This window comes from Marinobacterium lacunae (assembly GCF_000705555.1).
GTDB lineage: Bacteria > Pseudomonadota > Gammaproteobacteria > Pseudomonadales > Balneatricaceae > Marinobacterium_D > Marinobacterium_D lacunae.
Map to the genome: position 1 here is coordinate 400259 of NZ_JMQN01000015.1, position 12108 is coordinate 412366.

Consider the following 12108-nt stretch of genomic DNA (forward strand, 5'->3'; position numbering starts at 1 on the left):
GGCCCGCCATGCGGCCCTAGCGTTTCCCTTTGGTTTTCTTGGGTAGCGATACCACGCAGCTTTCTGACCAGCGGTCATGCCAGGTCAGCTTCTCGTCGCTGAACAGCATCCACAGGTAGCCAAGGCCAAGGGGGATCCAGGAGATGATGGCGCAGAGAAAGCGGATCAGGGCCTGGGTCCAACTCAAGCGGTTACCATCAAAGGTCTGGACGCGAATGCGCCAGGCCTGCATGCCGAGTGTCTGACCGCTACGGGTCCAGAAATAGCCAAAAAACAGGAAGCTGAAACAGAATTGTGCGGACTGCATGGCCGCGCGGCCAAGCGGCGACACCACGCCACCCTGATTGATGGCCGTTGCAATGATCGCCACCCCAAGCCAGATGGCCACGAGGATCAGGAGATCGTACACCATTGCCAGCAGACGTTTGGCGAATGAGGCGGGGCGGATGTCGGTAGTTTCGTCGCGGAAAGGGCGGTGCATGAGGTGGGGACCGGTACTTGGCGGTTAAAAGGCAGGGCGTCCGCATGAGCGAAGCCCCGCCAGGGTTGTCATTTGCTGAATGGCGTAACGTAGCGGGTTTTGTAATCGTTGGCGAGTGCTTCAGCCTCACCAAGCTGCGACTCGCTCAGTTTCATCTTCAAGCGTGACTCGATTGCCTGTGCGGTCGGATTGCCGAGCGCCGCAGCGTTATGCATCCAGGCGTAGGCGATAACATCGGATTCGGCCGAGTCATCGCCGCCGTGGTTGGTGGCATAGAGTGTGCCGAGGAAGAACATCGCGTCCTGATGCCCCTGTTCAGCCGCTTTGCGGTACCACTGTTCGGCAGTGGCATAGTTCTGCTCTACGCCTGTGCCGAAGTTGTAGCAGCGGCCCAGATTATGCCAAGCAGTTACATTGCCCTGATCGGCTGATTTTTGGTACCAGCTGAACGCAGCATCGATATCGCGTTTGACCCCCTGGCCAAACTCGTACATTTCGCCAACACGGTTCTGGGCTTCGGCGTCACCGGCATCGGCATCCGGCTTGATCTTGTCGAACTCGGCCTTGTAGGCCTTGTTCTTCAGTGCGCGTAGGCTGTTTACGCTATCCAGATGTCCCTGTCGTGCTCCGCGCTCATAGTAGCGCTGCGCGGTTTCCAGATCGGTGTCCACGCCCCAGCCATGCTCATACATCTGGCCAAGCAGGTTGAGTGCCGCCGGGTCGCCCTCTTTTGCCAGAGGGGTCAGCTCGGTCAGTGCGCTGGCGTAGTCTTTGGCGTCGAAGGCGCGTTGTGCTGACTTAATTGAGGCAGCTGAGGCCATCTCGACCTGCAGACTCAGCAGCAGGCCGGCTGTTGTCAAAAGTGCGATTTTTTTCATCAAACCCATGCCTTGCGAAGTGACTGTATATTCGGATCCATGGCTGGACCCGCCGGTATGTGTGTAATCGGCTACGTTGATTGGCCGGAATGCGCCTGAGGAAAAACCAGATGGGCACGGTCGGCAATTCAGATTCTTCTAATGTTGGGCGCGATTGTATAGGAAAAGCGCTTGCGGCGCAGCCCGCAAGCGCTGGAAGGCGTGTTCAGTCCTTACGGCTGGGGCTGAGCAGTTCGATCATGTAACCGTCGGGGTCCTTTACGAAGGCCAGAATGCTGCTGCCGTGCTTCATCGGGCCTGCTTCGCGGACAACCTCACCACCCTTGGCCTTGATACTGTCACAGGCGGCATACACATCCTCTACTTCGATGGCGATATGGCCATAGGCATTGCCCAGATCGTAACTGTTGGTATCCCAGTTGTGGGTAAGTTCCAGCACTGTATTGTCCGACTCGTCACCGTAGCCGATGAAGGCGAGTGTGAATTTGCCTTCGGGGTAGTCCTTGCGTCGCAGCAGCTTCATGCCCAGCACGTTGGTATAAAAAGAGAGCGACTTTTCGAGATCGGAAACACGCAACATGGTGTGAAGTAAACGCATGACAGGGGCCCCTCTTAAAAAATGATGATTTGCACATAAAGCGTATTGCCCATACAAGTCTACAATGCTTAATTAGAGTGTTTAAATATAGAGTGACAAGCAAAGGATGGGATGTGCCATGTTTCAAGATATGAATAAGATGCTCAACCAGTCGATGGAGCCGTTCAAGGAGCTGGTCGATATCCAGACTAAAATGCTGGAAGAGCTGACCCGGCACCAGATGGATTGCACTAAGGCGTTCATCGATGCGACGGTTCAGCAGACCAAAGAGCTGCAAAACTGCAAGACGCCCGCCGACGTTCTGGAGCTTCAGAAAGCCTATGCCAAAGAGCTTGAAGATACCCTTCGCTCTGCGAACCAGCAGAATCTGAAAGCGTTGGCCGAGGCGCGTGACGCAATGCAGGCCCTGACGCAGGGCACACTGGATAAATTTAGCGGGTAATACGCACCAACGCTGCGACACCCCTATCCGGCAAAAGCAGCCACGACCCTTTCGGTCGAGGGCTGCTTTTTATTGTCTGTGGGGTGGCAAGGCATGTTCATGAGTTAACGATGATGAACCGAATAGGGCTCTTTTACGCCAGTACCACCGGAAATACCGAGACGGTCGCCGAGCAGATTGCGGGCCTGATCGATAAAGATGTTCTGGAGATGCACAACATCGCAGCGGAAGGGGTGTCCAGAATCAGTGACTATCGATACCTGATCATGGGGATCTCCACTTGGGACTTCGGCGAGTTGCAGGAGGATTGGGATGCAGAGTGGGCGGCGCTAAGCAGTATCGATTTTACCGGTCGCAAGGTTGCGTTGTTCGGGCTTGGTGATCAGATCGGTTATGGCGAGTGGTTCCTCGATGCGATGGGGCAGCTCGCGGAGCTGGTGACGGAGCGTGGCGGTGAGCTGGTTGCGCCCTGGCCGACAGCGGGGTACGAATTCGAACAGTCCAAGGCGCTAAGCGCAGCCGGTGACAGTTTTGTCGGCCTTGCCATCGATGAAGATGCGCAGCCAGCGGAAACCGCCGGGCGTCTCGAGCGCTGGGTACCTGAGGTGTTGGTTGCGTTCGATGTGTGAACGATTCGACAGGCAGTGGAACTCTTTATATTAATGCTATCTAATGTAGTTCGTTGTTAATTTCACATTGAAAGGGAAGGACTCTGGATCATGAAAAAGTATATGACAGCTGCAGTTGGAGGCGTATTGCTTGTCTCGGCGCTGAGTGTGCAGGCTGCGGAGGTTGATGACGCCATCGAATATCGGCAGGGTATCTTTAACGCCTTCAAATGGAATCTGGGCCCGATGGGGGCGATGATCAAGGGTAAAATGCCCTACGATCAGGCGCAGTTCACGTTACACGCGCAGCGTCTGGAAACCCTGTCACACATGCCGCTGGAGGGGTTTGTCGAAGGTTCGGATAGCGGTGATACCGACGCTAAAGCGGAAATCTGGTCCGATATGGACACCTTCAGTGCTGGATTCGACAAGCTGCAAACCAACGCTGCAGCTCTGGTTGAGGCGTCTAATACGGGTGATATGGAGCAGATCAAGCCGGCATTCGGTGCTGTGGCGAAAAGCTGTAAGGGTTGTCACGATAACTTCCGCAAAGATTGATCAGCCGACAGAGAAACCATTGAAGAAGGGCGCGCTGTGCGCCCTTTTTTATGCCCGCTAGCCCAAAGAGCGAAGCAGCAAGAACAGGCCCAAGGCCGGAATAATCACGATCAAGCCGAGCAGCACTGGTGTACGAACATCCGAATAACCGCCAGAAACCGGTTTGCGGCCGTGGATCATCCCCTGCACCAGTGGCTCGCCCTTGAAGCGCTGGTGATAGATGACCCCCGCGAGGTGCAGAAAAATAGCCCCGAGCAGCAGGTTGAAGTTGGCTTCATGTATCTCGGTCATCAGCGAGGCTGTTCCCGAGCTTACCCAGGATGACAAAGGGCCTTCGGTGAAGATGTCATCGGTGGCGAACAGTCCGCTGGTAGCCTGTAGTGTACAGAGCAGGATCAGGGCGATGACCATCCAGCCACCCAGTGGGTTATGTCCGGTGTAGTGCGGCTCTTCACGGCGCATTGCTGTCTTGAAGTACTGCAGCGTGTGGCCGGGGGCTTTGACGAAGCTGGCGAAGCGGGCATAGGGGGTGCCAATAAAACCCCATATCAGGCGGAAGAGGATCAGAGAAAGTATGGTGTACCCGGCGAGCATATGGGCGGTCATCCAGTTGCCACCCTGCTCGGCGCTCCACCATGCGAAGACGATTGTGCCCGCCAGCGTCCAGTGAAAGAGGCGGATAAAGATGTCCCAGACCGGCCGGGTCTGAGTCTGAGTTGATGCATCCATGAGGCGTGTGACTCCTGTGACGTGCGCAATGATGTGCTAACAGATACGGATCAGTATCGCTTAACCCCGTTTAAGAGTCATGACGTAGACTTCGGTTCCATATTCCTGATGCGTACAGAATTCAAACAGGGCGGCAGATCAGGTAGAATACGCTCCTTTTTCCAAGCAACGAGTTTTTGACCCCCGATGGAAATCAACCCGATTCTGAACAGCCTCAAGGATATCGGCGAGCGCACCAAGCTGCTGCGCACCTATCTCGAGTACGATGTGAAAAAAGAGCGCCTCGAAGAGGTGCAGCGCGAGCTCGAGGATCCGGCGGTCTGGAACGACCCCGAGAACGCTCAGCAGCTGGGTCGCGAACGCGCCACCCTTGAGGCGGTCGTCGAAACCATCGACGAACTGACCGCGGGTGTATCGGATGCACGTGAGCTGCTGGATCTGGCGGTCGAAGAGGACGACGAAGACACCGTTGCCGAAGTCGAGTCCGAGGTCGAAGGGCTGCTGGAGAAACTGTCACAGCTCGAGTTCCGCCGCATGTTCTCTGGCGAAGCCGACGCCAACAACGCCTTCCTCGATATTCAGGCGGGTTCCGGCGGTACCGAGGCTCAGGACTGGGCCAACATGATGCTGCGCATGTACCTGCGTTGGGGCGAAGCCAAGGGCTTTAAGACCGAGCTGGTCGAGGTCTCCGAAGGTGAAGTGGCGGGTATCAAATCGGCGACCATCCGTTTCGAAGGTGAATACGCTTTCGGCTGGCTGCGTACCGAAACCGGTGTGCATCGACTGGTACGTAAATCGCCGTTCGACTCGGGCGGTCGCCGTCATACCTCGTTCTCGTCGGTATTCGTATCGCCCGAGATCGATGACAACGTGGATATTGAGATCAACCCGGCGGACCTTCGTGTCGATGTATACCGCGCCTCCGGTGCCGGTGGTCAGCACGTTAACCGTACCGAGTCCGCCGTGCGTATCACCCACGAGCCGTCCGGCATTGTGGTGCAGAGCCAGTCTGCCCGTTCTCAGCACCAGAACCGCGACACCTGTATGAAACAGCTGCGCGCGAAACTGTACGAGATGGAGATGCTCAAGCGTCGCGAAGCGGCTCAGGAGATGGAAGACTCCAAGGCCGATATCGGTTGGGGCAGCCAGATCCGCTCGTACGTGCTGGATGACTCCCGTATTAAGGATCTGCGCACCAACGTGCAGACTTCCAACTGTGATCGCGTGCTCGACGGCGATCTCGACATGTTTATCGAAGCCAGCCTCAAGGCAGGCCTCTAAACTGAATTTGACCGATTTAAGCCGATTTTAAGGTAGCCTGATGTCCGACAACGCTCAGAACCCTCAGCTGAATGGCGAAGCGCCGCAGCAAGAAGAAAACCGCCTGCTCGCGCAGCGCCGCGAGAAACTCGCCGCGCTGCGCGAGCAGGGCAACGCCTTCCCCAACACCTTCCGCCGCGACAGCTATGCCGGCGACCTGCAGAAGGCACACGGCGAGAAGAGCAAGGAGGAGCTGGAAGAGGCGGGCATCAAGGTCTCTGTGGCCGGTCGCATCATGCTTAACCGCGGCGCCTTCATGGTGCTTCAGGATATGAGCGGTCGTATCCAGCTGTACGTCAACAAAGAAGCACGCGGTTTTGCCAAATCTGTGGATCTGGGTGACATCGTGGGTATTCAGGGTACCCTGCACAAGTCGGGCAAGGGGGATCTCTATGTCGATATGGAGCAGTTCCAACTGCTGACCAAGAACCTGCGTCCGCTGCCGGACAAGCACAAGGGTTTGCAGGACATGGAGATGCGCTACCGTCAGCGCTACGTGGACCTGATCACCAACGAGCAGTCACGCACCGTGTTCGAGACACGCTTCCGCATCATCGCGGCAATTCGTCAGTTCCTGGCCGAGCGCCGTTTCCTCGAAGTCGAAACCCCGATGCTGCAGGCGATTCCGGGGGGGGCTTCTGCGCGTCCGTTCGTGACCCATCACAATGCGCTCGATATCGAGATGTATCTGCGTATTGCACCGGAGCTGTATCTCAAGCGTCTGGTCGTGGGTGGCTTCGAGCGTGTGTTCGAGATCAATCGTAACTTCCGTAACGAGGGGCTCTCGACCCGCCACAACCCCGAGTTCACCATGATCGAGTTCTATCAGGCCTATGCTGATTACCACGATCTGATGGACCTGACCGAAGAGATGCTGCGCACCGTAGCTCAGAATGTGCTGGGTACCACCACCATTATCAATACCGTGCGCAACGAAGAGGGTGAGGTGCTGGAAAGCTTCGAATACGACCTGTCGAAGCCCTTTGCGCGCATGTCGGTGTTTGATGCGATTCTACATTTCAACCCCGAGATCAGTGCCGAAGCTCTGGCCAACGAGCACGCAGCACGTGAGATCGCGCAGCGCCTCGATATCGATGTGAAAGATGGCTGGGGTCTGGGCAAAATTCAGATCGAGATATTCGAAGAGACCTGCGAACACCGTCTGCAGCAGCCGACCTTCATTACCGAGTATCCGACTGAGGTCAGCCCGCTGGCGCGCCGTAGCGATGATAATCCGTTTGTAACCGATCGCTTCGAGTTCTTCGTCGGCGGTCGCGAGCTGGCCAACGGTTTCTCGGAGTTGAACGATGCCGAGGATCAGGCCGAACGCTTCCGCAAGCAGGTTGAAGAGAAGGATGCTGGAGACGACGAAGCAATGCACTACGATGGCGACTTCGTTAACGCACTGGAATACGGCCTGCCGCCGACCGCTGGTGAGGGTATCGGTATCGACCGACTGGTGATGTTGTTCACCGATTCGGCCTCGATCCGCGATGTGATTCTGTTCCCGGCCATGCGTCCGCGCGCGTAAGCCGACTCAGCGAAAAGGCCGCCCTGTGCGGCCTTTTTTACGTCAACACTCAGTGGGTGAAGCCTGACGATGGGGATCAAGCAGCTTTTATTTCCGGAAAGTGCCCGCAGTCTGCCGGGCAAGCGCTACATCAGTCTGGCGCTGCGTGGGCTGCATCTGGTGGGCGTTGCTGGTACTGCAGGACTGTTTTTATACAATCTGCCAGTCGAGCAGTGGAAGTTATACGGTGTGCTGGCGTTGGTGACCGGTACTCTGATGATGGTGATGGAGATCTGGGGTGATGGTGTGTGGCTGTTCCAGCTGCGTGGGCAGGCGGTACTGCTCAAGCTGGTGCTGCTCGCTGTGGCGCTGATCTGGCCATCGACGGCTGTACATAATTTCGTCGCGATCATTCTGCTCTCGGCATTCTTCTCCCATGCGCCGGGCAGGATTCGGTACTATTCGATCTGGCACGGTCAGGTGGTCAAGGCGCTTCGTACCGCCGATGGCCGTATTCGTGACAGTGGGCAGCTGTAACGAGACATTTGAATGGATGAGGTAATGATGGCACTGGACAAGGCTCCGAGCTGGCAACCCCTGCTGGCGTCCGAATTCGACAAGCCCTATATGCAGCAGCTGAAGGCATTCCTTCAGCAGCGCAAGGCCGAACATGTCACCATCTATCCGCACTCAAGCAACTGGTTCCATGCTCTGGAGGCCACGCCGCTGGAGAGTGTGCGTGTGGTGATCATCGGTCAGGACCCTTACCACCAGCCGGGGCAGGCCCACGGTTTGTGCTTTTCGGTCAAACCCGGTATCAAAGTGCCGCCGTCACTGGTGAATATTTACAAAGAGTTGCAGGCTGATCTCGGCATAGCGCCGGTGAATCATGGCTATCTGGAGTCATGGGCCCGGCAGGGCGTGTTGCTGCTAAACGCTGTGCTGACCGTCGAGGACAGCAGCGCCAATGCCCATCAGGGGAAAGGTTGGGAGCAGTTCACCGACCGAATTATCCATCTGGTCAATGAACAGTGTGAACATGTCGTCTTCATGCTTTGGGGCAGTTATGCGCAGAAAAAAGGCGCCTTCATCGATACCGGTAAACACCGGGTGTTGAAAGCGCCTCATCCATCGCCTTTGTCCGCCCATCGCGGTTTTCTCGGCTGCAAACACTTCTCGCAGGCCAATGACTGGTTGCTCCGTCAAGGACGCGAGCCGGTTAACTGGCAACTGCCCCTGCAGATCTGATATTGCCTGACGCCACTGGCGTCAGGCAATATCAGAGCAGCCGGTCAGCTCTGGGAATGTCGAGTCTATTGCGGGGAACGGCGGTCATCGGGGGGCGCGTCTTGCGGCATTTCTACTCCGCATGCGTATGCCGCTTTCTGTAGCTTCTCCTGAGCGGGTCTGCTGTTCTTTGACGGTTTGCCCAGAAGCTTCTCCATGCACTGACGCTGTGCCGCCGTCAGCGGCGGTGGGGCGTGGTCCGAGGGTGGGCTGGTATTCGTTCCGGCCGCCATGGCGGTGGTGGATAGCAAGCAGAGCGAGATCAGCAGGTATCTCATGTGGGCGTTCTCCGGACGGGTTTGGCTAACCTGATGGTGGTGTTGGCGTGAGTTTTCGGTCTCAACTGCCGGTGGGTTCGTTCAGCATAGTGTCCCGGCCGCCGAGTGCTTGATAGAGTGTCGCCATCGCCGTCAGCCGCTTATAGCGACTTTCAAGCAATGATTCCTCTGCGCTGCGGCGATCATCCTGAGCATCGAGCCAGTCCTGAATGGCGGCCGCGCCGTTGCGGTATTGGCTTTCATATAGTCGCTCGGCTTCTGCAGCAGAGGCGTATTGCTGCTCCAGCTGTTGGCCCTGTGCCTGATAGTGGCTAATGGCGGAGAGTGCGTTATCCACATCTTCAAACGCCTGATAGAGCGTGTCACGGTAAGTGATAATGGCACTTTCATATTCGACCCGGGCAATCTCTTTATTGATCTGCATTTCGTTCCATTGCAGGAATGGCAGTACGAGACCTGCGCCAAGGGTGCCGACTGGGTTGCTTAAAAGCTCCCTCAGTGCGCTGGAAGCATCACCGACCTGGCCTGTCAGGGTTAGTGTTGGCAGGTAAGCGGCAGCTGTCGCATCGCGGCTGGCAAGGGACGCACGCAGGCTGTACAGCGCGGATTTAACATCAGGGCGTCGCAGCAAAAGGTCGGCGGGTACGCCCGCGTTCACCTGCGGAAGCGGCGTCTCGGGTAACTGCGTTATGCTGGTTTCATGGCTGTTCGGTGGCTGGTTGAACAGTATAGCCAGCGCATTTTGGGCCTCGCCCAACTGACGCTCCAGTTCAATACGGTTTGCACGTTGTGCTGCCAGACTGCGGGTGGCCTGAAGGACGTTGAGCCTTGATACGGCGCCGGCCTCATACTGGGTTTGCGTTAATGACAGCGTTTTCTCGGCATATGCCAGACTCGCGTCAGTCAGGGTCAGGCGCTGCTGAAGGTAGCCTATCTGCCAGTACAGAGTGGCAGTGGTTGCCACCAGAGCCTGGGCTGTGGCTTCACGATCCTCGGCGCTGGCAAGGGCTGTCCATTTGGATGCATCGACATTGGCGGCGACACGGCCCCAAAGGTCAGCTTCGTAGCTAACAGACAGGGTAGCGTCGTAACTACGGCTACTACTTCCGCCATCCAGTGGTTTGCTGCGTGAGGTGGAAAGGCTGGCAGAGAGCTGGGGGAACAGCTCCTGCTCTTTAACCCCGGCTTGTAGGCGGGCTTTTCTCAGTGTCAGTGTGGCTTGGGCGAGGTCGTTGTTAGTTTCCAGTGCCCGCTCAATCAGTTGATTGAGCTGTGGATCATTAAATGCCTGCCACCAGGGGTCGACACCGGGTGCTCTGTTCTGCACTTGGTTTTGCCAGCCTGAGGGGACTGTCAGCGCGGGTGACTGGAACTCAGAACGGGTCAGAGCGCTGCAGCCGCTGAGCAGCGCAATACTGAGCGTCAGGGCCGCGATGCGGGTGTTCAATGTGTTTTTCGTCATCTGAAATTACTCTCGTGCCAGTGCGTCGACTGGGTCGAGCCGTGCGGCATTGCGCGCCGGCAGAAAACCAAACAGCACGCCAATCAGGGTTGAGCAGGCAAAGGCTGCCAGGATCGAGTTTGTTGAGTAGACCAGTGTGAAGCTGCCGCCGGAATAGCTGAAGCCCACGCCGATAAGGTAAGCCAGCAGGATACCCAATAGCCCGCCACACAAGCAGACCAGTACGGCTTCGATCAGGAATTGACGCAGAATGTCGCTTTGGCGGGCACCGACCGCCATGCGTACGCCGATCTCCCGGGTACGCTCGGTCACTGAAACCAGCATAATGTTCATCACCCCTATTCCACCCACAATCAGGGAGATCACAGCGATAGCCGAAATCAGCAGGGTCATCGTGGCTGTCGTCTGCTCAATACTCTGGCGAATGGTGTCGGTATTGATGGTGAAGAAGTCCTGCTTGCCATGGCGCATCTTCAGTAGCGAGATGATTCCTTGTTCGGCGGCATCGCTGGGTACCGACTGATTGATTCTGACCGTTATACCCTCAAGATAATTTTGCCCCACCATGCGTCCGGCAATCGTGGTGTAGGGGAGCCACACATTGAGAGAGTCGTTGTTACCAAAAGCGCTTTCCTTGGGAGCGGTCACGCCCACTATGCGCACCGGGAGATCGCCGAGGAATATCACGCTACCGATCGGGTCGCTGTCCGAGAAGATCGACTTGAGTGTGTTGCTGTCGATCACCGCTTCCTGTGCGAGCGAGGTTACGCTTTCATCATCCCAAAACTGGCCGCGGTCCAGCGTGTAGCCGCGTACGCGGAAGTAGTCGGGGCCGACGCCATTGGCTGTAACGGTTACCGCTTGGTTAGCATAGCGCAACGTTGTACTGGAGCTGATCGAGGGCGTCACGCTGTCGACGTAGCCGAGATTCTTGAGCGCATCTGCATCTCTGCTGGTGAGGGTGCGTACGCGCCCAGAGCGGCGATCGCCGAATCCACTGCCGGGTCGAATGTCGATGGTGTTAGTGCCCATTGAGGCTATATTGGTCAGGATCTGCTGTTGTGAGCCGGCCCCCAACGCGACGACGGAGACTACAGAGGCGATGCCGATAATGATGCCCAGCATTGTCAGGAAGGTGCGCAGCCTGTGGGCCGACATCGCTAGTAGCGCCATTTTCAGCGCCTCTATCTGACCTTCCCAGATGTTGAGCCAGGGGTGGCGAGGTGCTGAGCCTGCTCTGCCGGGACGGGCTGGCTGTTTGGGCGGGTCTGCCTTGCAGTGGTCGCGAATAATCTCCCCATCCTTGATCTCGATAATGCGGTCGGCAAACTCGGCGACATTCGGATCATGGGTGACGATAATGATAGTATGGCCGTCATTATGCAGCTCACGCAGCAGCCGCATCATCTCTTCGCCGCTGCTGCTGTCCAGTGCGCCGGTGGGCTCATCGGCAAGAATGACATCGCCGCCATTCATCAGGGCGCGGGCAACGCTGACACGTTGTTGCTGGCCGCCACTTAGTTGACTGGGTTTATGGTCCAGTCGCTGGCCCAGTCCCAGGCGGGTGAGAAGTGTGCCAGCGCGTTCATGGCGTACCTGACGGTCCTGACGGGCATAAATGGCGGGAACCTCGACGTTGCCCATCGCATTGAGGTCGCCAAGCAGGTGGTAGCGTTGAAAAATGAATCCAAAGTATTCGCGACGCAGCTCGGCGAGCGTATCGGCATCGAGTGTCGATATGTCCTTGCCGTTGATCCGGTAGGTGCCGCTAGAGGGGCGATCGAGGCAGCCGAGAATATTCATCAGTGTCGATTTACCAGATCCTGATGCGCCTATTATCGCGACCATCTCGCCTCTGTGGATGGTCAGGTCCACCTCTTTGAGTACTGTCAGTTGTTGGTCGCCCGCGGGGAAGGAGCGGCTGATGCCATGCAGTTCAAGCAGTGCTTCACTCATC

The 12108-nt window shown here is 57.0% G+C and carries 14 protein-coding genes; 7 read left to right on the forward strand and 7 right to left on the reverse strand.

From position 1 onward, the window contains the following. Positions 1 to 16: 16 nt before the first annotated feature. From ADIMK_RS06405 to gloA, 3 genes are all read right to left on the reverse strand, one after another. Positions 17 to 481, reverse strand: coding sequence for an RDD family protein (locus tag ADIMK_RS06405; RefSeq protein ID WP_051692564.1), 465 nt, complete (start codon positions 479 to 481; stop codon positions 17 to 19). A 68-nt stretch (positions 482 to 549) separates the two neighbouring features. After that, complete coding sequence (locus ADIMK_RS06410) at positions 550 to 1359, reverse strand: tetratricopeptide repeat protein (RefSeq protein WP_036185380.1); 810 nt, start codon at positions 1357 to 1359, stop codon at positions 550 to 552. A 205-nt stretch (positions 1360 to 1564) separates the two neighbouring features. After that, positions 1565 to 1957, reverse strand: coding sequence for a lactoylglutathione lyase (gene gloA, locus ADIMK_RS06415; RefSeq protein WP_036185056.1), 393 nt, complete (start codon positions 1955 to 1957; stop codon positions 1565 to 1567). 118 nt (positions 1958 to 2075) lie between these two features. Between gloA and ADIMK_RS06420 the strand changes: the two genes are divergently transcribed. From ADIMK_RS06420 to ADIMK_RS06430, 3 genes are all read left to right on the forward strand, one after another. Further along, on the forward strand, positions 2076 to 2399 hold the full coding sequence (locus ADIMK_RS06420; RefSeq protein WP_036185058.1) for a phasin family protein: 324 nt from the start codon (positions 2076 to 2078) through the stop codon (positions 2397 to 2399). 110 nt (positions 2400 to 2509) lie between these two features. After that, on the forward strand, positions 2510 to 3028 hold the full coding sequence (locus tag ADIMK_RS06425) for a flavodoxin (RefSeq protein WP_036185061.1): 519 nt from the start codon (positions 2510 to 2512) through the stop codon (positions 3026 to 3028). Between the two features lie 90 nt (positions 3029 to 3118). Beyond that, positions 3119 to 3565, forward strand: coding sequence for a c-type cytochrome (locus ADIMK_RS06430; protein WP_036185064.1), 447 nt, complete (start codon positions 3119 to 3121; stop codon positions 3563 to 3565). A 57-nt stretch (positions 3566 to 3622) separates the two neighbouring features. Here the strand turns inward: ADIMK_RS06430 and ADIMK_RS06435 are convergent, their stop codons facing one another. After that, the gene (locus tag ADIMK_RS06435) at positions 3623 to 4294 is read right to left on the reverse strand and encodes a cytochrome b/b6 domain-containing protein (protein ID WP_036185066.1); all 672 of its coding nucleotides are present in this window, start codon (positions 4292 to 4294) and stop codon (positions 3623 to 3625) included. A gap of 186 nt (positions 4295 to 4480) precedes the next feature. Between ADIMK_RS06435 and prfB the strand changes: the two genes are divergently transcribed. The 4 genes from prfB to ung all read left to right on the forward strand — a co-directional run bounded on the left by prfB (position 4481) and on the right by ung (position 8372). Beyond that, positions 4481 to 5575 (forward strand): peptide chain release factor 2, encoded by a 1095-nt coding sequence (gene prfB, locus ADIMK_RS06440; protein WP_036185068.1) that lies wholly within the window; start codon positions 4481 to 4483, stop codon positions 5573 to 5575. Between the two features lie 40 nt (positions 5576 to 5615). Next, complete coding sequence (gene lysS / locus ADIMK_RS06445; RefSeq protein WP_036185070.1) at positions 5616 to 7145, forward strand: lysine--tRNA ligase; 1530 nt, start codon at positions 5616 to 5618, stop codon at positions 7143 to 7145. Positions 7146 to 7214: 69 nt separating this feature from the next. Continuing rightward, the gene (locus ADIMK_RS06450; protein WP_036185072.1) at positions 7215 to 7661 is read left to right on the forward strand and encodes a hypothetical protein; all 447 of its coding nucleotides are present in this window, start codon (positions 7215 to 7217) and stop codon (positions 7659 to 7661) included. A 27-nt stretch (positions 7662 to 7688) separates the two neighbouring features. Further along, complete coding sequence (gene ung / locus ADIMK_RS06455; protein WP_036185383.1) at positions 7689 to 8372, forward strand: uracil-DNA glycosylase; 684 nt, start codon at positions 7689 to 7691, stop codon at positions 8370 to 8372. 65 nt (positions 8373 to 8437) lie between these two features. On the opposite strand, the gene ADIMK_RS06460 is transcribed toward ung, so the two are convergent. From ADIMK_RS06460 to ADIMK_RS06470, 3 genes are all read right to left on the reverse strand, one after another. After that, complete coding sequence (locus ADIMK_RS06460) at positions 8438 to 8689, reverse strand: hypothetical protein (protein ID WP_036185074.1); 252 nt, start codon at positions 8687 to 8689, stop codon at positions 8438 to 8440. A 61-nt stretch (positions 8690 to 8750) separates the two neighbouring features. Beyond that, a complete protein-coding gene (locus ADIMK_RS06465; RefSeq protein ID WP_036185076.1) occupies positions 8751 to 10151 on the reverse strand; it encodes an efflux transporter outer membrane subunit in 1401 nt (466 codons plus the stop codon). Between the two features lie 6 nt (positions 10152 to 10157). After that, on the reverse strand, positions 10158 to 12107 hold the full coding sequence (locus ADIMK_RS06470; protein WP_036185078.1) for a MacB family efflux pump subunit: 1950 nt from the start codon (positions 12105 to 12107) through the stop codon (positions 10158 to 10160). Position 12108: the final 1 nt, after the last annotated feature.

Bases quoted from the DNA above. Each gene is read 5' to 3' on its own strand.
- ADIMK_RS06435 (WP_036185066.1), bottom strand. From the start codon at position 4,294: ATGGATGCATCAACTCAGACTCAGACCCGGCCGGTCTGGGACATCTTT.
- ADIMK_RS06410 (WP_036185380.1), bottom strand. From the start codon at position 1,359: ATGAAAAAAATCGCACTTTTGACAACAGCCGGCCTGCTGCTGAGTCTG.
- ADIMK_RS06430 (WP_036185064.1), top strand. From the start codon at position 3,119: ATGAAAAAGTATATGACAGCTGCAGTTGGAGGCGTATTGCTTGTCTCG.
- ADIMK_RS06465 (WP_036185076.1), bottom strand. From the start codon at position 10,151: ATGACGAAAAACACATTGAACACCCGCATCGCGGCCCTGACGCTCAGT.
- ung (WP_036185383.1), top strand. From the start codon at position 7,689: ATGGCACTGGACAAGGCTCCGAGCTGGCAACCCCTGCTGGCGTCCGAA.
- prfB (WP_036185068.1), top strand. From the start codon at position 4,481: ATGGAAATCAACCCGATTCTGAACAGCCTCAAGGATATCGGCGAGCGC.
- ADIMK_RS06425 (WP_036185061.1), top strand. From the start codon at position 2,510: ATGATGAACCGAATAGGGCTCTTTTACGCCAGTACCACCGGAAATACC.
- ADIMK_RS06450 (WP_036185072.1), top strand. From the start codon at position 7,215: ATGGGGATCAAGCAGCTTTTATTTCCGGAAAGTGCCCGCAGTCTGCCG.
- ADIMK_RS06405 (WP_051692564.1), bottom strand. From the start codon at position 481: ATGCACCGCCCTTTCCGCGACGAAACTACCGACATCCGCCCCGCCTCA.
- ADIMK_RS06420 (WP_036185058.1), top strand. From the start codon at position 2,076: ATGTTTCAAGATATGAATAAGATGCTCAACCAGTCGATGGAGCCGTTC.
- ADIMK_RS06460 (WP_036185074.1), bottom strand. From the start codon at position 8,689: ATGAGATACCTGCTGATCTCGCTCTGCTTGCTATCCACCACCGCCATG.
- lysS (WP_036185070.1), top strand. From the start codon at position 5,616: ATGTCCGACAACGCTCAGAACCCTCAGCTGAATGGCGAAGCGCCGCAG.
- gloA (WP_036185056.1), bottom strand. From the start codon at position 1,957: ATGCGTTTACTTCACACCATGTTGCGTGTTTCCGATCTCGAAAAGTCG.
- ADIMK_RS06470 (WP_036185078.1), bottom strand. From the start codon at position 12,107: ATGAGTGAAGCACTGCTTGAACTGCATGGCATCAGCCGCTCCTTCCCC.